Consider the following 22,633-nt stretch of genomic DNA (forward strand, 5'->3'; position numbering starts at 1 on the left):
AACGCTCAGCCGGCGGCGGCGCTCAGGAAGCGCTCCCGGACGCGCCCGAGGGTGCGGAAGTCGTCGATGGTGACTTCCTGGAGATCGATGGTGTTCCCGGAGAGCTCCTCCAGGAGGTCGATGAACTCGAGGAAGTCCATCGAGTCGATGAGACGCGCCTCGATGAGGTCCTCGTCGTGGGCGATGGGACCGTCGAGGCCGGGGTTCTTCTCGTGAAGCCACTCGGCGATGCGTTCCATGGGGAGGGTCGCTCCTTGCTCACAGCTGGCGTGGGGAAACGGGAGAGGGATGAAGGATTGCGGGATGCGGGATGCGGAGACCGGGCTGCGTGAGGCGCCCGGCGCCGCCGCCTCGCTTCGGACGCGGGCCTCGTGGAGCCGCGGCCTCGCCTCAGACGCGGGCGTCGTGGAGCCGGTCCAGGGCCTGTTCGGGGGTGCCGTGGGCGAGGATCATCGCGTGGATCCAGCGCTCGATCCCGAAGGCGACGCAGGCGCTGTACGCCGGTCCCTCCGAGCCCGCGCGGATGTCGAGTCGTTCGCCGAAGAAGTTGCGGTGCCGGTTCACGGAGGCGATGGCCGTGCCGTCGGGGGCGCAGAACTCGTGCTTGACCGGGTCGAGCGCCATCAGCCTGGCCCGGGAGCCACCCTTGTCATAGAAGGGGTCGTCGGCCACGGCCCTGTTCAGCTCCAGGCCGAGGAGGGCGGCCGCTTCGAGGATGAACTCGGCTCCCCGCTCCAGGTGTTCGACGGAACCCTGCTTGGTGCCGAGGTACAGGACCTCGCGCATGTGGAAGCCCCACAGGCGGCGCAGGCCGTCGTAGTGGGTCTCGTTGCGGAAGCAGCGGCCGGTGGCGGAGAGGCGGAGGCCTTCCTCGCCGACGTCCCGGCCCTCCAGGGAGAGCAGCAGTCCGTAGCAGGTCGCGGACGGCAGCAGATGGCCGGTCGGCCGCAGGGGCAGCTCCCCCGGCGTCTCACCGGCCGCGAGTCCGTCGAGCGCGTCCGGGGCGAACCGCCCGGCGGAGACGCCGAGATGGGGGAAGTTGCGGAAGAAGTCGAGGCGTGTCAGGCCTTCCACGGAGAGCAGCGGCGGACCGACGACCTCGGGTGCCGAGAGCCGTGTGGCGAGACCGGTGAGCAGCTCGTCGAGTCCGTGCAGGAGCGCGGTCCGCACCGGGTCCAGGGTGATCAGGCCCGCGCCGGGGCTCTTCAGGCCGCCGTCCGGCAGGGCCGTGGCGCTGGGTGTGCTCATGGAAACCGCTCCCTCTGGGCGTGGGCGAACCGGGATGCGGGTGAACGCCCATGGATGTGGTCGCCGTCGACCGCGAAGCGCAGCAGCGATGAAGCCGGCTGACGTCCCTGCGGGACCGGACCGCGCAAGGGGACACTAGGTCAGCCTCGCACAGGTTGTCTAGACCAAAGCCGAGAGGTTGTCACATGCAACTCCGCATATTGAGACGTCACTTGACAGCAGGTATGGTCTAAACCAATTGTTCTGAACGGCGCGGCTCCGACATCCCACGCCGGGCGCCGCCGTGCGTCCGTTCCGTCCACCCGACGTCCGCCCTTCCGTCCGTCCATGCCACTCGCCCCCGGCTCCGCGCCGAGGGTTTCTCCGTGCTGTCCACCGGCCGGGGAACGCGTGCCCCGACTCCCGCCCTGGAGGGACCAGATGACGACGCCCGCACCCCATCGCCCCCGCCGCCGCCCCCACCTCCACCGGGCGGCCTCGGACCTGCCGTACTTCAGCGCGGACGGCGAGTCCTACCTCGCCCAGACCACGCTGCGGGAGCTGAAGAAGTCACGGCCGCTGCGGGTGCTCTCCGAGGAGGACTTCGCGCACTGGCAGACGTACGGCTACGTCATCGTCCGCGAGGCGATCCCGGCGGAGGCGGCGAAGCGCCTGCTCGACTTCACGTGGGACTTCCAGGGTCTCGACCCGGACAGACCGGAGAGCTGGTACGAGGACCGGCCGTTCCGCTCCGAGCTGGACCAGCAGCTGCACGTCTACGGCTTCGTGGAGGCGTACCACCACCAGCTCCTCTGGGACAACCGCCAAGCGCAGCGCGTCTACGACGCCTTCGTGGACGTCTGGGACTGCGAGGAGCTGTGGGTCACCCAGGACCGGCTCAACCTCAACCCGCCCAACACCCGGAACCGCGACCGCGCCCTCATCGAGCCCACGGACCGCGGCTTCGACATCGAGCTGCACTGGGACATCGACACCACGCTCGGGGTCCCTCCGCAGCGGGTGCAGGGGATCATCGCGCTCAACGAGACCCGGCCGGAGTCGGGCGGCTTCCAGTGCAACCCGGAGCTGTTCCGGCGGTTCGAGGAGTGGAAGGTCGCCCAGCCGGCCGACCGCGACCCGCTGCGCCCCGCCGTGGACCGCACCGAGTTCCCCGTCGTACGCCCCGATCTGCACCCCGGCGACCTGCTGATCTGGAACGGCCTGCTCGCCCACGGCGTGGCGCGCAACGTGTCCGAGAACCAGGTACGGGCGGTCCAGTACCTGTCGATGATGCCGGCGCTCGAAGAGCACGAGCGGCTCAGGCGGTCCCGCGTCGACTCCTGGCGGCACCTGCGGACCCCGCGCTGGAACCGGACCCTCGTCGGCGACCCCGTGCTCCACGAGTCCAAGCGGTACCCCACGGCCACCCTGAACGACCTCGGCAGCCGTCTGCTGGGACTCACCTCGTGGAAGGACGCGGGGGACGCCTCGACGGCCGACGGAGGCGCGGGTTCGGGCGCGGGTACGGGTACGGGTTCGGGCGCGGGTACGGGTTCGGGTTCGGGCGGGGGTTCGGGCGTGGGCGTGGGTGCGGGTGCGGGCGTGGGTGAGGCCACGGGGGCGGGCGCCGCCTCCGTCCCCGGCCAGGGCGGGGAGCCGGCGTGCGCCGTGTCTGCCTGACCCTGCCCACCGACCGGGCCTGCGGCGCGACCCTCCGTGCCGTGGCCGAGGAGGCCGCCTACGGCGCCCGTGCGTTCGGTGTCGAGGTGCGGCTCCTCGTCCTGGACTCCTCCGACGCGGCGACCGTCGCCGAGCACCGCGCGGTCGTCGCCTCGCTGCCCACGGTCCCCGGCGTGGTCGTGCACCACCTCGACGAGGACGAGCAGCGGACCTTCCTGCGAGTGGTGATCGCCCGGTCCGGCGTGCCGGCGCCGGACCGCGTGCTCGGCCTGATGCTGCCGGACCGCGTCTCCTACGGCGCGTGCACCAACCGCGCCTTCCTCCTCGCGGAGGCCCTGGGCTGCGCGTCGGTCCACCGCCGCGACTCGGACAGCCGCTACCAGTACCTGGCCGGGGAACCGGTCTTCCCGCTCCACCACGAGCTCACCGCCCTGGGGCTGCGGGCCGCCGACGTGGCCGGTCTGGTCTCCCGGAGCAGGCTCGACCCCGCCTGCGCGGACCGACCGGTGGCCGTGGTCGGCGGCTCCTTCGTCGGCGAGATGTCCGTGGACGTCGAGGAGATCCGCCGACTCGACCCGGGGATCTACGAGGACGTCATCGGCCTGTCGATCCCCGCCGGCTACCCGGAGATCTGGCGCAGGAACCTGATCGCGGAGTCCTTCCGGGGCGCCGGGACCGCCGCGTACACCGGCGACCGGACGACGCTCACGAGCGTCAGCCCGACGCGCGTGGACATGTGCAACATCGCCTTCGACCGCGAGGTGTACGGGCGAGTGCCGCTGCCGCCCGCCACCGACACCATCGGCAGCGACTACTTCCTCATCCACCTCGTCCAGGCCGCCCGCCTGCCCGGCGTCCTGCACAACCGGCACATCGTCAACTTCCATACGGCTGAGCGGCGTTCGGACGCGGGATTCCTCGCCTACCAGCGTCGGTTCGCCAAGTACCTCCTGTCCACCCCGCACTTCGCCTCGGTGTACGCCGCCATGAAGGAGGCCGGTGACTCACTGCTCGACGCCGAGGGCCACGTCCGGGCCTCCGTCGTCGCCGGCTTCGCCAGGGACAGCACCCGGGTGGACCGGTCGGAGAACGCGGCACGGCTCGACGTCCTCGACCGCTCCTTCCGCTCCCTGGGGGGCCGCTACACCACCGCCGCCGACGCCCTTGCCCCTCTCCGCGAGCAGCTCCTCGACGAGGCACGACAGGACATGGAGGAGTTCGCCCTGCTGACCGACGCATGGGAGGCCCTGGCCCGCGCGAGCCGGGCGGTCACCCCGGGGAGCGCCCGCACCCTCACCGTGGCGTACGCCGGGGGCGAGGAGCGCCGGGGCCCCGTGACCATGGGGCAGGCCAACATGATCCGCTGCATGCTGCGGGACGAGCCGGAGCACATCAACATCCACGACGTGTGGCCCGTCCCCGAGGGGACCCGGACGGAGGCCACGGTCGAGGCCCTCCGGGCGCTCGCGATACGGCACGAGGCACTGCGCACGACGTTCCCGCACACGGTCGGGAGCGCGCCCCGGGAGCAAGTGGTCGCGGCCGAGGGGACGTTCACCGTCACCGTCCTCGATCATGAAGACCTGCCGGACGACCCCGCCGGGTATGCCGAGTCACTGGCTCGAGGGGCCCGCTCCGAACGTTTCCACCTGGACCGGGACTTCCCCCTCCGTATCTCCCTCGTGGCCCGGTCCGGCGCGCCCGCCTTCGTGTCCATGGCGGCCAGCCACGCCGTGACCGACGTCGGCGCCCTCGGGATCCTCAAGGAGGAGTGGCGGAGCATCCTCGCCGGTGAGACCCTCCCGCCACCGGCGTCGCTCACTCCGCTCGACCTCGCCGCGGAGGAGGCGAGCCCCGCCGGGCTCCGCAAGTCCGAGGCCTCGCTGCGGCACTGGGAGCGGATCATCCGCACCGGACCCCAGGCCATGTTCGCCGAGCCGGGCGCCGGGGGGACCGAGGTGCGGACGCCGCAGCTCACCCTCCGGTCGCGGCGGGGCGCGCGGGCCCTCGCGCTCGTGGCCGCGCGTACCGGGAGCATGCCGTCCACGGTGCTGCTGACCGCGTGGTGCGCGCTCGTCGCCCACCGCGCGGACCAGCACGCGTGCGTGGCCGCCGTCCCGACGTCCAACCGCTACCACCCCCGGCTCACCCGCTCGGTGAACACCCTGTCCCAGGACGCGCTGCTCTCCCTCGACGTCCGGGTACCGACGTTCGACGCCCTGCTCAAGAAGGCCTGGGGGGCGGCGCTCAACGCGTACCGGCACAGCCAGTTCGACGCGGCGGCCCTCTGGGAGATGATCGGGAGGACGACGCACGAACGGGGCAGCCGGTTCGCGCGCGACGTCGTCTTCAACGACGTCAGCACGCTGCCCGCGACGGTCACGTCCGCGACCGGGGAGGACGCGGCGGACCCGAAGGCGGCCGAACCCACCGGCCCTGGACTGGAGCTGAGTTGGGGCCCGGACCAGGTGCTGCCGACCCGTGTCCTGACCTTCGTCCACGCGACCGACCCGCTGCTCCACCTGAGCACCTGGGTGGATCCCGCGCTGTTCAAGCGGGACGAGGCGGAGGCCTTCCTGACAGGTCTCGTACGGCTCCTGGAGGCGGCCGCCACGGACGACGTACCGCTCGCGTCGCTGACCGGTGTGACGGGTGTCCGTCCGGTCGAGCGCGGGCCGCTGTGGTGCCGGGTCGACGGGTCCTGGACGTCACCGCCGCTCGTGGCGCGGACGCTGAGCGAGGCCCTGGAGGGCCTGCCCGTACACGTGACCGCCGATGCGCCGGAGGCCGCGGAGGATGGGGCCACGGACGGCAGCACGCCGGACGCGACGGCCCCGCACGGCAGCACCCCGGACGCGACGCACGACGGCACGGCCCCGCACGGCAGCACCCCGGACGCGACGCACGACGGCACGGCCCCGCACGGCACGCCGCCGTGGGGCGGGGCCCTGACGGCGTTCATCGCCGTCGGCGACACCCCGCTGACACCGGCCCAGGCCCACACCGCACTCATGGACGCGCTCCCCGGCCGCCCCGGATTGCTGGCCCCGCGCCGGTACGTGATCGTCCAGAACCCGCCGGCGGAGGCGGACCGCACCAGCGCCTGGCTCCGGCAGCAGATTCTCAGGGAAGGGACCGGCCGGGACCGGGATGTGACATGACGATGGATGAGGCAACCGCGCAGCGGGAGCAGGACTCTCCGCCCAGCCCGTGGCGATCGAGTCGCTTCCGGCTGTTCTTCACGGCGCGCAGCACCTCACTGCTCGCCGACGGCATGCTGATGGTGTCGCTCACGACCGCCGTACTCGGCGCGGGGTACGGGGCGGCCGGTGTGGGATACGCGCTGGCCGCGTGGATGGCGCCGATCGTGCTGCTCGTGCTGTTCGGCGGCGTGCTCGCCGACCGGTTCACCCCGCAGGTGATGATGGTCGGCGCGGACGTGGTGCGCATGGTGGCCATGCTGGCGCTCGCGGTGCTGCTCATCGGCTCGGACGTCCAGCTGTGGCACATCATGGCGCTCCTCGCGCTCAGCGGCGCCGCGACCGCGATGTTCCAGCCGGGTCTGGCGAGTCTGGTCCCCCAGGTCGCCGAGGACATCCAGCGGGCCAACGCGCTGCTGCGGATCTCCGAGGCGATCTGCACCCTGCTCGGGCCGGGTGTGGCGGGCCTTCTCGTGGCCTACTGGAACGTGGCCGGTTCGTTCGTGGTCATCGCGGCGGCGTACGCGATGAGCGCGCTCGGACTGGCGCCGCTGCGCAGGCTCGGCACCGCCAAGGACGAGAGCGACGACCCGATGTGGCACCGACTCGCCACGGGCTGGCACGAGTTCAGGTCGCGCTCGTGGCTGTGGGGGGTCATCGCGGTGTGGGCGGTGTACGGCCTGTTCGTCTTCGGCCCGGCGCTGCCGCTCGGCGCGGCACTGCTCACCGAACAGCACGGGGCGAGCGGCTACGGCTGGATCGCCTCGGCCGACGGCGCCGGCACGATCGTCGGCGGCCTGCTCGGCATGCGGGTCCGCCCGACGCGCCCGCTGGTCGCGGGGGCCTGCGCGATGTTCTTCTTCACTCTCAACCCCCTTGCCCCGGCTCTGGGTTGGTCCTTCACGGTGACGGCCCTCACCGGCGTCGTGGCGGGCTGCGGGTTCGCGTTCTGGGGCGTGATGTGGGCGACGAGCGTGCAGTCGCACATTCCGCTCGCCGTCCTGAGCCGCGTCTCGGCCTATGACGTGGCCGGCTCCATCATGGTCATCCCCCTGGGCAGAGCCCTGGCCGGCCCGGCGGCGGACGCGTACGGCGCCGACCGGGTGCTGCTGTTCTCGTCGGTCATGGGCATCGCACTCATCGGTGTCATGCTCTCCGTGCCCGCGATCCGCGCACTGGGACGCGCACCGAAGGAGTCACCGACTCCGGTCGCGGGTACGTAGCGCCTGCCCGCCGGTCGCGCCGGTTCCTCGCACAGCCGGAGACCGCGTCCGAGGCCGGGTACGAGACCGAGGCCACGCCCTCGCCGCGGGGCTGTCGTGTCCGCGGTGTCCGGCCGCCGCTCGCATGCGGGCGCCGTTCCCGGGCACACGCTCAGAGAGAGCCCGCGGGCTCCCTGGGTTCCGCACGCAGCTGTGAGGCGATTCCAGTCATGACCGCCAAGAAGATCATCGCGGTGTTCGGCGCGACCGGACAGCAGGGCGGTGGCCTCGCACGGGCCGTTCTGACGGACCGGGACGGGGCCTTCACGGTCCGTGCCGTCACGAGGCACCCCGACGGTGACCCCGCCGCCGAACTGGAGCGGCTGGGCGCCGAGGTCGTACGGGGCGACATGGACGACCCGTCGAGCCTCGGCCCCGCCTTCGAGCACGCGTACGGCGCCTTCCTCATGACGAACTTCTGGGAGCACATGTCCGCCGAGCGGGAGAAGGCCCAGGCCGAAGCGCTGGCACGGGCCGCCTCGCACGCGGGGGTGCAGCACGCGATCTGGTCGACGCTCGAGGACACCCGCACGTGCGTACCCCTCGACGACGAGCGGATGCCGACGCTCCAGGGGCACTACAAGGTCCCGCACTTCGACGGCAAGGCGGAGGCGGACCACTTCTTCCTCGACGCGGGCGTGCCGACGACGTTCCTCCGCACCACCTTCTTCTGGGAGAACCTGTTCGCCGCCTTCGCCCCGCAGCGGGGCGCGGACGGGGCCCTGTGGCTGACGTACCCGATGGGTGACGCCAGGCTCTCCGGGATGGCCGTGGACGATGTCGGCAGGACGGCACTGGCCGTCTTCGCACGCGGTACGGATCTCCTCGCGGCGACGGTCAGCATCGCCGGCGAGCACCTGAAGGTCGCCGACATGGCCGCGGCCCTCACGGAAGCGCTCGGCGAACCGGTGCGCTACCGACCCCTCACTCCTGACGAATGGCGTGCGCAGGGATTCCCGGGCGCGGACGAGTCGGGGAACATGTTCCAGTACTACACGGACTGCGAGCAGCACTTCACGGAGGCCCGGGACATCGACGCTGTCCGGGGCCTCGACCCCGCCCTCCAGGACTTCGGCACATGGCTCGCGGCACACCGGGACCGTCTGCGCACCACCTGGACGTGACCGGTGCCGCCGTGACGGTGGCCGGACCGCTCGACGCTCGACGGGAGTTCGTCATGCACGATCCCAATCCCAGGCTTCCCAAGCTCACCCAGCAGGAACAGAAGATCCTCGACGGGATCGAGGCGGGCCTTCGCAGCGATGTGTCCCTCGATCGCAGGCTGCGTTCCCTCGGACACACCGTCGCGGGGACGGCAGGCAGGGGCGGCACCCGGGGCGGGGCCCTGCGCCCTCGCCTCGGCTGGTTCACCGCCGTCCTCGGCATCGCCTGCGTGGCCCTGTTCCTCCTCGCGGCCGCGTCCTCGTCGTCCGGCCCGCTGTGGCTCTTCGCCGCGGTGTGGGTGGTCACCGCGGTGTGCCTGATGCGGCTGCTGCTGGGTGCGGTGGCCCGACGGAGGAGCGCGGCGGCACGGCGCAGGGCGGACTGACCCCCCGGCACGGGACGCCAGGACCCTCGCCGGGCGGTCGCCGCCCACGACCGTGCGAGGAGTCCGCCGCATGAACCCCGGCAGTAGGGGCAGTGGCCCGTTGTAGGGGAAGCGGACCCTGCGCGGGGATGCGACGGAAGGATTCCGGTCATGCGCAAGAGCACCGTGCAGAAGGGCAAGGGGACCGTCAAGGAGGCCGCGGGAAAGGCCACCGGAGACGCGCGCCTGGAGTCGGAGGGCAAGGCCGACCAGATGGCGGCCGAGGCCCGAGCGGCCATCGAGCGGGTGCACGAGAGCGCGCGGAAGGCACGCGACGACATGAAGTGAAACGGCTCGCTCCTGACGAGGGCTCTGGCGGTCAGGCCTGACCGTCATCGGCCCCAGCCCGCCGGAGCGGGCGGAAGGATCTACTCCTCCGCCGCACGACCCGGGACGCGCCGCTCGGCGACGCTGCGCCGCGCTGGGCCGCGGGATCATTCGTCTCCCACCTGATGCCCTGTCAACGAGGTAACGATTCAGGCCGGTTATCCGGGAAAACCCTTGGACGGCGTGCGTCCTCACTTGAAAAACTGCCCATCCTGTCCACTTTGATCCGAAAGGCAGGATTGGATGGGAACACCCGAATCGCGCAAGAGTTCGCCGGGCAGGGGCTCGGTGCTCCTCGCGCTTCGTTTCTACACACAGGAGCTGATCCGCCTCAAACGGTGGACCGTGCCCGCGATGCTGCTCCCGGCACTGGGCAACATCGGGATCTTCTACATCGTGCCGCTGATCGTCGCCAAGCTCGTCGGCCGTATCGCGGGGGACACCGGAGGCGGCGTCGGCGGTGACATCGGCCCGATACTGCCGTACGTCCTCGGCTTCGCCGGCGTGCTGCTGTTCGCCGAGGCCCTGTGGCGCGTGGGGCTGCACTGTCTGAACCGTCTGGACGCCCTCGGCATCGAGCACCTGTACGTGATCGGGATGGACGCGCTGTTCGCCAAGGACGCCGCCTTCTTCCACGACAACTTCGCCGGCTCGCTGACCAAGCGGGTCCTCAGCTTCGCCTCGCGGTTCGAGGAGTTCGTCGACACGCTCACCTTCTCGGTGATGGGCAAGTTCGTGCCCCTGATGTTCGCGTCGGTGGTGCTCTGGACGTACGAACCCCTGCTCGTGGTCGGTCTCCTGACGATGATCGCGGTCACGACGCTGTGCGTACGGCCGCTGATCCGTCGCCGCCAGGCGCTCGTCGACCGACGCGAGGAGGCCATCGCCCGGGTGTCGGGGCACGTCGCCGACAGCCTGATGAACATGGACACGGTCAGGTCGTTCGCCGCCGAGGAACGTGAGGCGGCCGAACACCGCTCCCGGGTGGCCGAGTCGCGCCGCCTCACGCTGCGTTCATGGGACTACGGCAACCTGCGCATCGACACGCTCATCGCACCGATGTCCGTGCTGACCAACGTCCTCGGCCTGGTGCTCGCACTCTCGCTCGGCGTCGGGGAACACGGCGTCGAGGCCGTCGTCGTCGCCTTCACCTACTACTCCAACGCCACCCGGATCATGTTCGAGTTCAATCAGATCTACCGCCGCCTGGAGAGCTCGATGACCGAAGCCGCGCAGTTCACCGAACTGCTGCGGACCCCACCGACCGTACAGGACCCGGAGAAGCCGGAACCGCTGCTCTCCGACGGCGCCGACGTGCGCTTCGAGCAGGTGACCTTCGCCCACGCGGGCGCGAAGCCGCTCTTCGAGGGCCTCGAACTGGCCGTGCCCAGCGGGGCGAAGGTGGGCTTCGTCGGCCGGTCCGGCGGAGGCAAGACTACGCTCACCCGGTTGCTGCTGCGGATGACGGACATCGACGGCGGTCGGATCACGATCGGCGGACAGGACATCAGCCGGCTGCGGCAGACCGACCTGCGCAGCCTGATCGCCTATGTGCCGCAGGACCCGGCGATGTTCCACCGCACGCTGCGGGAGAACATCGCCTTCGCCCGGCCGGACGCCACCGACGCCGAGATCCGCCGTGCGGCCGAGGCCGCCCACGTCACGGAGTTCGTCGACACCCTGCCCGAGGGCTTCGACACGATGGTGGGAGAGCGCGGGGTGAAGCTGTCGGGCGGCCAGCGCCAGCGGGTCGCCCTGGCGCGGGCGATTCTGCGGGACGCGCCGATCCTGCTGCTGGACGAGGCGACCAGCGCCCTCGACTCCGAGAGCGAGATCCTCGTACAGGACGCGCTCTGGCGTCTCATGGACGGGCGGACGGCGCTCGTGGTGGCGCACCGGCTCAGCACGGTCGCCACCATGGACCGGCTCGTCGTCCTCGACAGCGGTCGCATCGTCGAGCAGGGCACGCATCACGAACTGCTCGCCGCGGAGGGCGCCTACGCGAAGCTGTGGCAGCACCAGTCGGGCGGCTTTCTCGACGACACCGCGACCAGGGCGGAGCAGGTGTAAGGGCCCGGTGGGCGTGGCGGCACGCCCACCCTCCGTGACCGGGCGGTCGTGAAGGCGCGACTTCGCGCGACTTCGACGCACCATCGACGCGCGTGGCGGGCCCCAGGGGTTCGAGGGACGGTGGAGTGACCGGCGGCCGAGCGCCGTCCCGCACCACCTTGGGAGAGGCCATGACTCAGCCGCTCGTACCGCCCCAGGAGACCCCGCCAGCGGAGGGCTCCACGTCCTCGGCCCACCAGGAGCGCGCTGACGGCGGCGTCTGGGAGCACCCGATGGTCTGGCTCTCCCTGATCGCACTGGGTGCGGTCATGGGAGGGCTCTTCTTCATCTTCCGGACCCTCGCCTTCTGACTGCGGATGCCACTTGCCGTACGAGACCCGCGTCCACGGCGCACCCGCGCGACGAACTGGGGTTGCCCCCAGGTCAGCGCACGCGTCCTCGGGCCCTCAGATGGGCCGCCGCGACCTCCGGGGCCGGCAGGGGGTCGCCGTCGTAGCCCTTGACGTCGCCGAAGCGGGTGCCCGTCGTCCAGGCCTCGCGTGCCTCGCGGATCTCCTCGTCGGTGCGGCCCACGAAGTTCCACCACATGACGATCTCCTCCTCGAACGGTTCGCCGCCGAGGAGCATCAGACCGGCGTCGGAGGCCGCGCGCAGGGGAAGTTCGGTGCGGCCGCAGCCGAGGTAGAGCATGGAGCCGGGCAGGACCGGGACGCCGTCGACGTGGATCTCGCCGGACATGGCGAGGACCGCGTACTCGAAGTCGGGGTCCAGGGGGAGGCGGGTCTCCGTGCCGGAGGTGAGTGCGAGGTCGGCGCCGACGATCGGGGTGTACGTCGTGCCGGGCGAGGCGGCGCCGTCGAGCTCGCCGAGGATCACCGTGGCCGTCAGGCCGGGGCTCGCGATCCGGGGCAGGTCGGCGTGGTGCTGGAAGTGCGGCTCCACGTGGCGGTGGGCGTCGGGGAGCGCCACCCAGAGCTGTGCGCCGTGGAGGTAGCGGGCGTGCGGGCGCGGGCTCTCCTCCGAGTGGGAGATGGCCCGGCCCGAGGTCATCAGGCCCAGCTCGCGCGGCCGGATGGTCTGGAGGCTTCCGGTGGAGTCGCGGTGCAGGACCTCGCCGTCGTGGAGCCAGCTGACGGTCTGGAGTCCCATGTGCGGGTGCGGCGGAACCTGCATGCCCGGTTCGTCGGCGATGTCGTCGGGACCGTAGTGGTCGACGAACGCCCAGGCCCCGACCATCCGCCGGCCCAGGTTCGGGAGCAGTCGGCGGACCTCGGTCGACTCGCCGAGCTGGACGTGGCGGGGGCTGAGGAGTTCCCGTACCGGCTCGGCGACGACGAATCCGCGGCCGCCGCACACGGTCAGCGCGGCCTGACGATCAAGATTGCTCATGCTCAACCTGTTCCTGTCCGGAGACGGCACCCATTGTGGAATGTTCAACCATCTCGGTGTGTTGACGTGGTCGACCACCCCACAGGGTGGCAGATCCGGGCCTCGGGAAAGGGCGAGCAAGTGAGCGACACGTACTACGAGTTCGGAACGGCCGGCGAGCGCTGGGACCGCGCCCGGCTCTTCTTCGACGCGAAGGAGTACGGAACAGCCGTCCGCATCCTCACCGGGCTGGTCGCGGAGCACCCGGAGCAGACGGCCCAGCGGCTCCTTCTCGCCCGCGCCTACTACCACTCCGCCCAGCTCTCCCGGGCCGAGACCGAGCTGCGGGCGATCCTGGAGCGGGACCCGGTCGAGCACTACGCCCGGCTGATGCTGGGCCGCACCCTGGAGCGCCTGGGGCGCACGGACGAGGCCGCCCCGCATCTGCGGATGGCCGCCGCGATGTCGGGCGAGACACCGCAGCCCTGACGCGCTCCTGATACCCCCGTCCGGTATATTCGCCGACCAGGAGGTCCTGGTCGTGCGTACACACCGAGCGGAACGCCGCAGACGAGCAGAAGGTGCCCTGGCGCACCTTCTGCTCGTCGTCGTGCTCGCGCTCGGGGTGTTCCTGATGCACGCCGTCGGCCACCCCGAGGGGTCCGGCGGCGGCACGGGCACCGGTGCGGCGTCCGCCCACCACTCCGCCACCCACCACGGTGACGAGGGATCCGGCACCGACGCGGGGCACGAGCCGGGTCCGGGGACGGACATGACCACCCTGTGCGTGGCCGTCCTCGCCGGCTGGCTGTTCGCGGGGCTCGTGCGGGCCGCGCTCCGCCGCCGCCCCGACTGGCTGACCCTGCTGCTCGCGCGGCTGACACCCGCGCTGGGACCGCACGCGCCCCCACCCCTCCCTCCCGACCTCGCCCAGCTGTCCGTCCTGCGGATCTAGGCCGTACCGCGACCGCGGGCGCCTCGCGCTGCCCGTGAACGCCTTCGGCCTGCCCCTTTCCGTCTGTACGACCAGCACACGAGGTATCACCCATGCGTTCCTTCACCCGCCGTACCACCAGGATGTTCGCCCTCGTCGGCGCCGCCACCGCGACCGGGCTGCTGCTCACCGCCTGCGGCACGGCCGACGGCAAGAGCGGAATGGACCACGGCGCCACGTCCGCCAAGACGTCCGCCTCCGGTTCCCCGTCGGCCACCCCGTCCGTCTCCGGTTCCGGCTCCTCCGAGGCGACCGCCGCACCCGGCGCACCCGGCGCCTTCAACGACGCGGACGTCATGTTCGCCCAGATGATGATCCCCCACCACGAGCAGGCCCTGGAGATGGCGAAGCTCGCCGAGGGCCGGGCCGAGGACCCCGAGATCAGGAAGCTGGTCACCGCGATCGAGCAGGCCCAGGCCCCGGAGATCCGGAAGATGAGGGCCTGGCTCAAGGGTTGGGGCAAGCCCGAGTCCGCCGGTCACGGCGCCGGTGGCGGTGGCGGCCACGGCATGGCCGGGATGATGTCCGAGCAGGACATGAAGGACCTCGCCGCCGTCAGGGGCAAGGCCTTCGACCGCACGTTCGCCGAGCTGATGATCGCCCACCACGACGGCGCCGTCGCCATGGCGAAGGACGAGCAGAGGAACGGCGAGAACCCCACCGCCAAGGCGCTCGCCGACGACGTCGTTCGGACCCAGTCCGACGAGGTCGCCGCCCTGAGGAAGGTCCTCGACCGGCTCTGACCCGGTCCGGCTCGCCTTCCCGTACACCTGGCACCCCGGCACCCGGACCCGGCCGCGTGCCCCGGGCGGCCCGTCCCCCTCCGGGACGGGGTGTACGAGTCACGGGACGCGGGCCGGGCCTTCGAACGCCGGATGGCGGTGAAGGCCGCGGGCGGAGACCACCGACCGGTACCGAGCCCTGTGATCCCGACCCGGGTCGGCCGCAGCACGGGCCGGTCGGGTCGGCCGCTGTCCGGGCCTGTCGGATCGGCCGCGGCCGGGGCCGGCTCCGGTCGGCCGCAGCCGGCTCGGGTCCGGTCGGCCGCGGCCCGGGGCCGGGTCCCCTCGCGCCCGCGCTCCCCCGCTCAGCGCTCCACGACCACCTCGCCGCCCACCACGACCGTCTCCGCCACCGTGCCCGGGATCTCCTCCGGGGCGATACGCAGGATGTCGCGGGAGAGCACGACGAAGTCGGCCAGCTTGCCGACCGTCAGCGAACCCCGCTCGTCCTCCAGGAAGTTGGCGTACGCCGAGCCCATCGTGTAGCCCTCGACCGCGGTCTCGACGTCGATCGTCTCCCCCGCCGTCCACGCCTCCCCGCCACCGGGCGGGCGGCGCGTCACGGCGGCGTGGATGCCGACCATGGGGTCCATCTCGGCGACGTTCCAGTCGCTGGAGAGGGCGAGGACGGCGCCCGCCTCACTCAGACTGCGCAGTGGCCAGGCCTTGTGCCAGCGGTCGGGGCCGACGTTCTCGGCCCAGTCCTGGCCCGGTCCCGCGATGTCCGGGGCGGCGTGCCGGGGCTGCATGCAGGCGACGACGCCGAGTTCGGCGAACCGCGGGGTGTCGGCCGGGTCGAGGCACTCGACGTGGACGATCTGGTGGCGGGCGTCGCGGGGCCCGTTGGCGGCGCGGGCCCGCTCGACGGAGTCGAGCACGGTCCGGATGCCCCGGTCGCCGGTGGCGTGGACGAAGCACTGGAAGCCGCGGGCGTCGAGCCGGGTGAGCAGCTCGGCGAACTCCTCGGGCGGGTAGAAGGTGTCGCCGCGGTGGTGGGCGCAGCCCGCGTACGGTTCCAGGAGGGCCGCCGTACGGGGTTCCACGACGTCGTCGATGTACAGCTTGAGCGGTCCGACCCGCAGCCGGTCGTCCGCGAACTCCTGTGCCACGCAACGGAATTCGTCCAGGTCACTGTCGGTCGTGCCGCGCGGGTGGAAAAGCGCGGCGACGATCCGGGAGCGCAGGCGGCCCTCGGCGCGGGCACGCTGGAAGAGGGCGAGGTCGTCGAGGGAGTTCTGGGGTTCGACGACGGTGGTGATGCCGAAGCCGATGGCGTCGTCGAGGCTCTTGGCGAGCCGGCCGTACTGCCGGTCAGGCGCGGCCCAGGGGACACCGAGCTCGCGCAGGGCGCGGTGGCCTGCGCGGGACAGCCCCTTGACCGCGAAGTCCTTGACGAATCCGGTGGGTTCGCCGGTCGTGGGGTCGGTGACGGCCCGCCCGAAGGGGAGGTCGGTGTGGTCGCGGTCGACGCCGAGCCTGCGGAGGGCGGCGGTGTTGAGCCAGGCGGTGTGCACGTCGTAGCTGAGGACGAGGGCGGGGGTGTCGCCGGTGGCCGGGTCGAGATCGGCGGCGGTGGGCATGCGCCCGCCGGGGACGGCGGAGTAGTCGAAGGCCTCGGCTTCGATCCACTCGGCGTCGGGGTGCGCGGCGTGCCAGGCGCGGATGCGGTCGTGGATCGCGTCGAGGGTGCGGGCGCCTGCGAGCTGGACGCAGGCGTCGTCGGAGCCGAGGCGGACGTGGTTGTGGGCGTCGACGAAGCCGGGCAGGACGAGCCGTCCGCCGGCGTCGAGAACCCGGGTGCCGGGCCCGGCCCAGGCGCGTGCTTCCGCGTCGGAGCCGATCCAGACGATCCGGCCGTCGCGGACGGCGAGGGCCTCGGCCTCGGGGAGGGCGGGGTCGACGGTGTGGATCCGCGCGCCGGTGAGGAGGAGGTCGGCGGAGGAAGAGGTGGCGGTGCTGTTCATGCGGGGTGACTCCGTGACGTGCGTACGAGGGGTGTTCATGCGGTTCGGGGCGCCCGGGGGTTCAGGGGCGTACCGACGCCGGATCCGGTGCGCCCGAGGACTCAGGCGGGTACCGGCGCTGGTTCCGGTGCGACCGTGGACTCAGGCGGGAACGGACGCCGGTTCCGGTGCGACCGTGCGGCGCGCGAGGAGCACGTAGACGAGCGCCGAGACTCCCGCGCCGAGCAGTGTGAGGTCCGCGCCGCCGAGCGGGGCGACCAGCGGGCCGGTCCACAGCTCGGAGTCGCAGGTCAGCGCCGAGAAGAGCAGGCCCGCGAGGAGCGCGATCAGGCCGGGCGGGTGCCAGCCGGAGCGGTACCAGTAGGCGCCACCGGTGCTCGCGTGCAGTCCGGCGGAGTCGTACGTACAGCGGCGGAGCACCATGTCGGCGAGGAAGACCCCGCCCCAGGGGGCGAAGACGATGATCAGGAGGGAGAGGAAGGCGAGGAGCGACGTGGTGAAGTCGGTGAGGAACAGGGCGCCGAGGGAGCCCGCGGCGGTCACGGCGGCGCTGATGACGATGGCGCGGGCCCGGCTCCAGGGGATGCCGAGGACCTGGAGGTTCAGGCTCGACGAGTACAGGGTGATGATCGAGTTGGTGACGGACCCGCCGAGGACCAGGGCGAGGAAGAGCGGCTGGAACCAGCCGGGGAGCAGGCTCTCGGTCCCGGCGACGGCGTCGGTCATGTCGGTCTGGGTCGCCGCGGCCACCCCGGCGACCCCGAGGGCGACGGAGGAGACGAAGCCGCCGAGGGCTCCGCTCCAGGTCACGGCCTTGAGGGAGGTCGTGCGGGGCAGATAGCGGGTGTAGTCGGCGGGCATGGGGAGGTACGAGAAGGGCCCGGCGAGCATCACGACGAAGGCGAGGCTCCAGCCGGCGGCGCCGGGCGCGGCGGAGGGTGCGGAGGTGTCGGCGCCCGGCAGGACGAGGACGAGCAGGGCGGCGAAGCCGACGGCGAGGACGTAGGCCATCCAGCGTTCGGCGAACTGGACGGTGGCGTGGCCCCAGAGGGCGACGGCGAAGGTCAGCGCGAGGGTGACGCCGAGGGCGAGGGCGCGGCTGGTGGAGCCGCCGCTCCAGCCGAGGTCGGCGAAGAAGGCTTCGAGGGCGAGGGTGCCCACCACGGTGTTGACGATGGTGTAGCCGATGCTGACGATCCAGTTGAGCAGACCGGCCGGCCAGTTGCCGCGCAGGCCGAAGGCGGCGCGGGAGATGACGAGGGTGGCGGTGCCGGTGCGGACGCCGCTGAGGCCGGCGGCGCCGATGGCGAGGAAGGAGAGGCCGCCGATCACGACGACGGCGGTGGCCTGCCAGAAGGAGAGCCCGAAGGCGACGGCGAGGGCGCCGTTGATCACGTAGGTGAAGGTGAGGTTCGAGCCGAACCAGAGCCAGAAGACGTCCTTGGCGCTGCCGTGGCGTTCGGCGTCGGGGATGGGGTCGATCCCGTGCTCCTCGACCTGGAACACCTCGTCCCGGGCCGTGGTCGCCGTGGCTCCCGTGGTTCCGGGCGCCGTCTCGTGTCCGGGCACTGCGCACCTCCTGATCCTGAGCGTCGTCGCGGACGCTGCCGTGAACGCCGTCGTGAGCACCGTCGCGCATGCGTCTTGAATGACGTTCTAACTTCTTGAATGGCATTCAAGATGTGCGATGAGTTCCGGCCACGTCAAGACCTTGGGCGGTTGCGATTAAGGTCGGTCCAGCAGAGGCACCGGTGGATCGACGGAACGGGGACAGCGGCGGTGGCAGGGGCGGCACGACGGCGGGACGGGCACGTCACCCAGGAACGGATGCTGGAGGAGGCCATGACGGCGATCGCCGAGGACGGCCTCTCCTCGCTCACGATGTCGGCGCTCGCGGAGCGGCTCGGCACGAGCGGCGGCCACATCCTGTACTACTTCGGCAGCAAGGACCTGCTGCTGCTCGCCGCGCTCCGGTGGAGCGAGGCCGCACTGGCCGAGGAGCGCCGTGCGCTGCTGTCCCGGCGGATCACGGCCGAGCGCAAGCTCGACCGGTTCCTGCGGCTCTACCTGCCGCGCGGGCCGCGCGATCCGCGCTGGACCCTGTGGATCGAGCTGTGGGCCCGCACCCCCGGCAACAGCGCGCTCGGCGAGGCCCAGGAGGAGCTGGACCGGGGGTGGCACGAGGACCTGGAGGCGCTCCTTGCGGCGGGCGTCGCGCGGCGGCGCTTCGCCCCGCTCGACGCCGCGGCACGCGCCTCCGAACTCCTGGCCCTGCTCGACGGGTTGAGCACCCGGGTCGTCCTGGGCCAGGCGTCGGGACGCGATCCTCGGCCCGCCCTCGAGGTGGCCAGGTCGGCGGTACGGGCGCTGGTCACCCCGTACGCCTCCGGCGCCGACGACGTCCCCGGCGGTGCCCAGGACGTCCCGGGAGTGAGCCGCGACGTCCCCGGCGCGGGCCGCGACGTCCCGGGCCGCGCCGGCGACGAACCGGCCGCCACCGGCAACACCCCGGACAGCGCCGCGTCGTGATGGCCCGTCAGCCCCGGTAGGCCTCCAGGAGGCGCAGCCACGCCTCGCTCAGCGTCGGGTACGACGGTACGGCGTGCCACAGGCGGGCGATCGGGACCTCTCCGACGACTGCGACCGTCGCCGAGTGGACGAGCTCGCCGATGCCCGGGCCGACGAAGGTGGCACCGAGGATCACCTCGCGGTCGAGGTCGACGACCATCCGGGCGTGCCCCTGGTAGCCCTGGGCGTAGAGCCCGGCCCCGGCGACGTTGCTCATGTCGAGGTCCACGGCCCGGACCCGGTGGCCCGCCCGCTCCGCCTCGGCGAGCGAGAGCCCGACGGCGGCCGCCTCGGGGTCGCTGAACACCACCTGCGGTACGGCGGCGTGGTCGGCGGTGGCCGCGTGCGCACCCCAGGTCGACTCGTCCAGGGCTTCCGTGCCCTGCGCGCGGGCCGCGATCGCCGCGCCGGCGATCCGGGCCTGGTACTTTCCCTGGTGGGTCAGGAGCGCGCGGTGGTTGACGTCCCCGACGGCGTACAGCCAGTCGGTGCCGGTGACCTTGAGGCTGTCGTCGACGTCGAGCCAGGAGCCCGGCTTCAGGCCGACGTTCTCCAGACCGATGTCCTCGGTGCGCGGTGCCCGGCCGGTCGCGAACAGCACCTGGTCGCCCTCGACGTGGTCGCCGCCCTCCAGGACCACGGTGACCGGTCCCGTACCGCCGTCGCGTACGACCGCGGTGACCGAGGCGCCGGTGAGGATGTCCGCGCCGCGGGCGGTGAGCGCCGCGGCCACGTGCTCGCCGACGAAGGGCTCCATCCGGGGCAGCAGTCCCCCGCCCCGTACGAGCATCGTCACCTGCGACCCGAAGGCGTGCCAGGCGGTCGCCATCTCGACGCCCACGACTCCCCCGCCGACCACGATCAGCCGCCCCGGCACCCGGTCTGAGCTGGTCGCCTCCCGGCTGGTCCAGGGGCGCGCCCCGGCCAGGCCGGGCAGGTCGGGCAGGACGGCGCGGCTGCCGGTGCAGACGGCGACCGCGTGGCGGGCGGTGAGGACGTGGCGCTCCCCCTCGGGGCCCGCGACCTCGATCCGGCGCGGCCCGAGGAGACGGCCGTGGCCCCGGAAGATCCGTACGCCGATCGAGTCGAGCCAGTCCACCTGGCCGTCGTCCGTCCAGTCGCCGACGACCTCGTCCCGGTGGGCGAAGATCTCCCGGGCGTCGAGGGACCCCCGCACCGCCTCGCGCAGGCCCGCCACCTTCCGGGCGTCGGAGCGGGCGATCACGGGACGAAGGAGGGCCTTGCTGGGCATGCAGGCCCAGTACGAGCACTCGCCGCCGATCAGCTCGCTCTCGACGATCGCGGCGCTGAGGCCGGCGGCCCGCACCCGGTCGACGACGTTCTCGCCCACGGGGCCGGCCCCCAGGACCACCACGTCGTACTCGTGCTCGTGCTCGCTGTCCACCGTTCGTGTCATGGGTGACAGTCTGGCTCAGCGGTGCGGAATAGCGCGGCTCGATACGCCGTTGTGCGGGGCGAGTCCCCAGGGGACCGTGAGGACACCGCCAGGAGATCCCCGAAAGGTAGGAACATGAGCACCGTAGAGCTCACCAAGGACAACTTCGACGAGGTCGTGAGTGGGAACGACTTCGTCCTGATCGACTTCTGGGCTTCCTGGTGCGGTCCCTGCCGTCAGTTCGCCCCGGTCTACGACGCGGCCTCCGAACGCCACGAGGACCTGGTCTTCGCCAAGGTGGACACGGAGGCGCAGCCGGAGCTGGCGGCGGCGTTCGAGATCCGCTCGATCCCGACGCTGATGATCGTCCGCGACAACGTGGCGATCTTCGCGCAGCCCGGCGCCCTGCCGGAGGCCGCGCTGGAGGACGTCATCGGCCAGGCACGGAAACTGGACATGGACGAGGTCCGCAAGTCCGTCGAGGACGCCAAGCAGAAGTGATCCACCGCGAAGGGGGTACGGGAGCCGCTCCCGTACCCCCTTCGCGTGCTCTCCGGGCGCTCAGCGCTCCAGGACCAGGGCGAGGCCCTGGCCGACGCCGATGCAGAGGGCGGCCAGCCCGGTGCCCGAGCCGGCCGCCGCCAGCTGGTGGGCGACCGATCCGGCGAGCCGGGCGCCCGAGGCACCCAGCGGGTGGCCGATGGCGACGGCTCCACCGCGAGGGTTCACGATCTCGGGGTCGAGTTCCGGCCATTCCGCGAGGCAGCCGAGGGACTGGGCCGCGAAGGCCTCGTTGAGCTCGAAGGTCCGCAGGTCGGCGAAGGACCGACCCGCCTTCTCCAGGGCCCGCCGGACCGCCTCGACCGGGCCGAGGCCGAAGAGCTGGGGCTCGATGCCGGTGACCGCGGAGGTGCGGATCCGGGCGAGCGGCTCCCGGCCGGTCTCGCGCAGCCCGTCCTCGTCGACGAGCAGCAGGGCGGCGGCGCCGTCGTTGAGCGGGGAGGAGTTGCCGGCCGTGACCGTGCCCCCCTCGGGACGGAAGGAGGGCTTCAGCTTGGCGAGGGCCTCCAGCGACGTGGAGTCGCGGATGCACTCGTCGCGGGCGAGCTCCACCCCCGGGTAGGGGACGACCTCGTCGTCGTACAGGCCCTTCGCCCAGGCCTCCGCCGCCTTGCGGTGGCTGGCGAGCGCGAAGGCGTCCTGCTGCTCGCGGGTGATGCCGTGCCTGTCCGCGATCAGCTCCGCTCCCTCGCCGAGCGGGACCGTCCACTCGGCGGGCATGCGCGGGTTCGTCATGCGCCAGCCGAGGGTGGTGGAGTGCAGCTGCTGGTGGCCCGCCGGGAAGGCCCGCTCGGGCTTCTGCAGGACCCACGGGGCGCGGGACATCGACTCGACACCGCCGGCGATCGCCACGGAGGCGTCGCCGAGGGCGATGGCGCGGGCGGCCTGGATGACGGCCTCGAGGCCGGAGCCGCAGAGGCGGTTGACGGTGACGCCGGGCACGGAGACGGGCAGCCCGGCGAGCAGCACGGCCATCCGCGCGACGTCGCGGTTGTCCTCGCCGGCGCCGTTCGCGTCGCCGAAGTAGACGTCGTCGACGCGCGCCGGGTCGAGCGCGGGAGTGCGGTCCACGAGGGCCCGGACGACGTGCCCGGCGAGGTCGTCGGGGCGTACCGAGGCGAGGGCACCCCCGAACTTCCCGATCGGGGTGCGGACGGCGTCGACGATGTAGACGTCGCGGATGCTCATCGGTTCTCTCCCACGTGACCTTCGGAACGACTCTGTTCGCCTGGTGCCAGGACTCTCGCCCCGCACACTCACGTCTTGGCGCGCGCGCAGAGTCTCTGCCCGTCGGACCGCCCTGTCAACGGGCTCCTTCGGGACAGGACGCCCCAGGTCAGTCGCGTCCCGCCGGGCGGGCGAGGGCCGTGAGGCCGTAGTCGAGCTCGCGTCCGTCGACGAGCAGCGCCTCCACGGTGCGCGTCTCGGGGTCGATGTCGGCCCTGATGCCGTGGCCCTCGTAGATCGGATAACCCGACTCGCCGTGCCGGCCGGTGGCCTCCACGAGGGCGGTGCGCACGGCGCTGTCCGTCACGGCGGCGCCGCCCCGGTCCTCGACGTGCGCGGGCACCAGCAGGATCTCGAAACGCTGCGGAACTGTGCTCATGGATCGACGCTAAGCGCTCGGCCGCCCGCCCGCCGGGCGG

20 protein-coding genes and 2 pseudogenes are annotated in these 22,633 nt (G+C 72.2%); 14 read left to right on the forward strand and 8 right to left on the reverse strand.

Annotated elements, in window-relative coordinates; translation table 11 throughout:
• Positions 1-5: 5 nt before the first annotated feature.
• Both ACIP84_RS04175 and ACIP84_RS04180 read right to left on the reverse strand, forming a co-directional pair.
• Complete coding sequence (locus ACIP84_RS04175) at positions 6-239, reverse strand: acyl carrier protein (protein ID WP_187621233.1); 234 nt, start codon at positions 237-239, stop codon at positions 6-8.
• 151 nt (positions 240-390) lie between these two features.
• Positions 391-1,248 carry a hypothetical protein gene (locus ACIP84_RS04180; protein WP_401794254.1) on the reverse strand — a complete coding sequence of 286 codons (858 nt, stop codon included), beginning with the start codon at positions 1,246-1,248 and terminating at the stop codon, positions 391-393.
• A gap of 420 nt (positions 1,249-1,668) precedes the next feature.
• Here ACIP84_RS04180 and ACIP84_RS04185 point away from each other — a divergent pair.
• From ACIP84_RS04185 to ACIP84_RS04225, 9 genes and pseudogenes are all read left to right on the forward strand, one after another.
• Positions 1,669-2,739, forward strand: a pseudogene (locus ACIP84_RS04185) (phytanoyl-CoA dioxygenase family protein); the annotation flags it as partial.
• 149 nt (positions 2,740-2,888) lie between these two features.
• Positions 2,889-4,169 (forward strand): annotated as a pseudogene (locus ACIP84_RS04190) (DUF6271 family protein); the annotation flags it as partial.
• Between the two features lie 36 nt (positions 4,170-4,205).
• A complete protein-coding gene (locus tag ACIP84_RS04195; protein ID WP_401795659.1) occupies positions 4,206-6,068 on the forward strand; it encodes a condensation domain-containing protein in 1,863 nt (620 codons plus the stop codon).
• Positions 6,065-7,330 (forward strand): MFS transporter, encoded by a 1,266-nt coding sequence (locus ACIP84_RS04200; RefSeq protein WP_401794257.1) that lies wholly within the window; start codon positions 6,065-6,067, stop codon positions 7,328-7,330. Before ACIP84_RS04195 ends, ACIP84_RS04200 begins: the two co-directional genes overlap by 4 nt.
• Before the next feature lie 209 nt (positions 7,331-7,539).
• Positions 7,540-8,493 (forward strand): NmrA/HSCARG family protein, encoded by a 954-nt coding sequence (locus ACIP84_RS04205; protein ID WP_401794260.1) that lies wholly within the window; start codon positions 7,540-7,542, stop codon positions 8,491-8,493.
• A gap of 53 nt (positions 8,494-8,546) precedes the next feature.
• A complete protein-coding gene (locus ACIP84_RS04210; RefSeq protein ID WP_355965386.1) occupies positions 8,547-8,918 on the forward strand; it encodes a hypothetical protein in 372 nt (123 codons plus the stop codon).
• 150 nt (positions 8,919-9,068) lie between these two features.
• Positions 9,069-9,245, forward strand: coding sequence for a CsbD family protein (locus tag ACIP84_RS04215; protein WP_401794264.1), 177 nt, complete (start codon positions 9,069-9,071; stop codon positions 9,243-9,245).
• A 282-nt stretch (positions 9,246-9,527) separates the two neighbouring features.
• Positions 9,528-11,354: an ABC transporter ATP-binding protein gene (locus ACIP84_RS04220; RefSeq protein WP_355965390.1), complete on the forward strand. Its 1,827-nt coding sequence runs from the start codon at positions 9,528-9,530 to the stop codon at positions 11,352-11,354.
• A gap of 170 nt (positions 11,355-11,524) precedes the next feature.
• Entirely contained in the window at positions 11,525-11,704 is a 180-nt protein-coding gene (locus ACIP84_RS04225; protein WP_401794267.1) for a DUF6480 family protein, read from the forward strand.
• A gap of 73 nt (positions 11,705-11,777) precedes the next feature.
• Here the strand turns inward: ACIP84_RS04225 and ACIP84_RS04230 are convergent, their stop codons facing one another.
• Positions 11,778-12,743 (reverse strand): pirin family protein, encoded by a 966-nt coding sequence (locus ACIP84_RS04230; protein WP_401794270.1) that lies wholly within the window; start codon positions 12,741-12,743, stop codon positions 11,778-11,780.
• 120 nt (positions 12,744-12,863) lie between these two features.
• Between ACIP84_RS04230 and ACIP84_RS04235 the strand changes: the two genes are divergently transcribed.
• The 3 genes from ACIP84_RS04235 to ACIP84_RS04245 all read left to right on the forward strand — a co-directional run bounded on the left by ACIP84_RS04235 (position 12,864) and on the right by ACIP84_RS04245 (position 14,459).
• On the forward strand, positions 12,864-13,211 hold the full coding sequence (locus ACIP84_RS04235) for a tetratricopeptide repeat protein (RefSeq protein WP_401794273.1): 348 nt from the start codon (positions 12,864-12,866) through the stop codon (positions 13,209-13,211).
• 52 nt (positions 13,212-13,263) lie between these two features.
• The gene (locus tag ACIP84_RS04240; protein ID WP_401794276.1) at positions 13,264-13,677 is read left to right on the forward strand and encodes a DUF6153 family protein; all 414 of its coding nucleotides are present in this window, start codon (positions 13,264-13,266) and stop codon (positions 13,675-13,677) included.
• 92 nt (positions 13,678-13,769) lie between these two features.
• On the forward strand, positions 13,770-14,459 hold the full coding sequence (locus tag ACIP84_RS04245) for a DUF305 domain-containing protein (RefSeq protein WP_401794279.1): 690 nt from the start codon (positions 13,770-13,772) through the stop codon (positions 14,457-14,459).
• A gap of 344 nt (positions 14,460-14,803) precedes the next feature.
• Here the strand turns inward: ACIP84_RS04245 and ACIP84_RS04250 are convergent, their stop codons facing one another.
• Both ACIP84_RS04250 and ACIP84_RS04255 read right to left on the reverse strand, forming a co-directional pair.
• Positions 14,804-16,462 (reverse strand): amidohydrolase, encoded by a 1,659-nt coding sequence (locus ACIP84_RS04250; RefSeq protein WP_401794281.1) that lies wholly within the window; start codon positions 16,460-16,462, stop codon positions 14,804-14,806.
• 141 nt (positions 16,463-16,603) lie between these two features.
• Complete coding sequence (locus ACIP84_RS04255; RefSeq protein ID WP_401794284.1) at positions 16,604-18,031, reverse strand: purine-cytosine permease family protein; 1,428 nt, start codon at positions 18,029-18,031, stop codon at positions 16,604-16,606.
• A gap of 210 nt (positions 18,032-18,241) precedes the next feature.
• Between ACIP84_RS04255 and ACIP84_RS04260 the strand changes: the two genes are divergently transcribed.
• Entirely contained in the window at positions 18,242-18,991 is a 750-nt protein-coding gene (locus ACIP84_RS04260) for a TetR/AcrR family transcriptional regulator (RefSeq protein WP_401794286.1), read from the forward strand.
• Between the two features lie 7 nt (positions 18,992-18,998).
• Here the strand turns inward: ACIP84_RS04260 and ACIP84_RS04265 are convergent, their stop codons facing one another.
• A complete protein-coding gene (locus ACIP84_RS04265) occupies positions 18,999-20,447 on the reverse strand; it encodes a dihydrolipoyl dehydrogenase family protein (RefSeq protein WP_401794289.1) in 1,449 nt (482 codons plus the stop codon).
• 114 nt (positions 20,448-20,561) lie between these two features.
• On the opposite strand from ACIP84_RS04265, the gene trxA reads away from it, so the two are divergent.
• Positions 20,562-20,927 carry a thioredoxin gene (trxA, locus tag ACIP84_RS04270; protein ID WP_355965405.1) on the forward strand — a complete coding sequence of 122 codons (366 nt, stop codon included), beginning with the start codon at positions 20,562-20,564 and terminating at the stop codon, positions 20,925-20,927.
• Between the two features lie 60 nt (positions 20,928-20,987).
• Here trxA and ACIP84_RS04275 read toward each other — a convergent pair whose 3' ends face one another.
• A complete protein-coding gene (locus ACIP84_RS04275) occupies positions 20,988-22,175 on the reverse strand; it encodes a thiolase family protein (protein WP_355965407.1) in 1,188 nt (395 codons plus the stop codon).
• Between the two features lie 148 nt (positions 22,176-22,323).
• A complete protein-coding gene (locus ACIP84_RS04280) occupies positions 22,324-22,593 on the reverse strand; it encodes a hypothetical protein (RefSeq protein ID WP_319314118.1) in 270 nt (89 codons plus the stop codon).
• Positions 22,594-22,633: the final 40 nt, after the last annotated feature.

The sequence above is a fragment of the Streptomyces sp. NPDC088707 genome (assembly GCF_044752725.1).
Classification (GTDB): Bacteria; Actinomycetota; Actinomycetes; order Streptomycetales; family Streptomycetaceae; genus Streptomyces.

Bases quoted from the DNA above. Each gene is read 5' to 3' on its own strand.
- ACIP84_RS04175 (WP_187621233.1), bottom strand. From the start codon at position 239: ATGGAACGCATCGCCGAGTGGCTTCACGAGAAGAACCCCGGCCTCGAC.
- ACIP84_RS04180 (WP_401794254.1), bottom strand. From the start codon at position 1,248: ATGAGCACACCCAGCGCCACGGCCCTGCCGGACGGCGGCCTGAAGAGC.
- ACIP84_RS04200 (WP_401794257.1), top strand. From the start codon at position 6,065: ATGACGATGGATGAGGCAACCGCGCAGCGGGAGCAGGACTCTCCGCCC.
- ACIP84_RS04205 (WP_401794260.1), top strand. From the start codon at position 7,540: ATGACCGCCAAGAAGATCATCGCGGTGTTCGGCGCGACCGGACAGCAG.
- ACIP84_RS04210 (WP_355965386.1), top strand. From the start codon at position 8,547: ATGCACGATCCCAATCCCAGGCTTCCCAAGCTCACCCAGCAGGAACAG.
- ACIP84_RS04215 (WP_401794264.1), top strand. From the start codon at position 9,069: ATGCGCAAGAGCACCGTGCAGAAGGGCAAGGGGACCGTCAAGGAGGCC.
- ACIP84_RS04220 (WP_355965390.1), top strand. From the start codon at position 9,528: ATGGGAACACCCGAATCGCGCAAGAGTTCGCCGGGCAGGGGCTCGGTG.
- ACIP84_RS04225 (WP_401794267.1), top strand. From the start codon at position 11,525: ATGACTCAGCCGCTCGTACCGCCCCAGGAGACCCCGCCAGCGGAGGGC.
- ACIP84_RS04230 (WP_401794270.1), bottom strand. From the start codon at position 12,743: ATGAGCAATCTTGATCGTCAGGCCGCGCTGACCGTGTGCGGCGGCCGC.
- ACIP84_RS04245 (WP_401794279.1), top strand. From the start codon at position 13,770: ATGCGTTCCTTCACCCGCCGTACCACCAGGATGTTCGCCCTCGTCGGC.
- ACIP84_RS04250 (WP_401794281.1), bottom strand. From the start codon at position 16,462: ATGAACAGCACCGCCACCTCTTCCTCCGCCGACCTCCTCCTCACCGGC.
- ACIP84_RS04265 (WP_401794289.1), bottom strand. From the start codon at position 20,447: ATGACACGAACGGTGGACAGCGAGCACGAGCACGAGTACGACGTGGTG.
- trxA (WP_355965405.1), top strand. From the start codon at position 20,562: ATGAGCACCGTAGAGCTCACCAAGGACAACTTCGACGAGGTCGTGAGT.
- ACIP84_RS04275 (WP_355965407.1), bottom strand. From the start codon at position 22,175: ATGAGCATCCGCGACGTCTACATCGTCGACGCCGTCCGCACCCCGATC.
- ACIP84_RS04280 (WP_319314118.1), bottom strand. From the start codon at position 22,593: ATGAGCACAGTTCCGCAGCGTTTCGAGATCCTGCTGGTGCCCGCGCAC.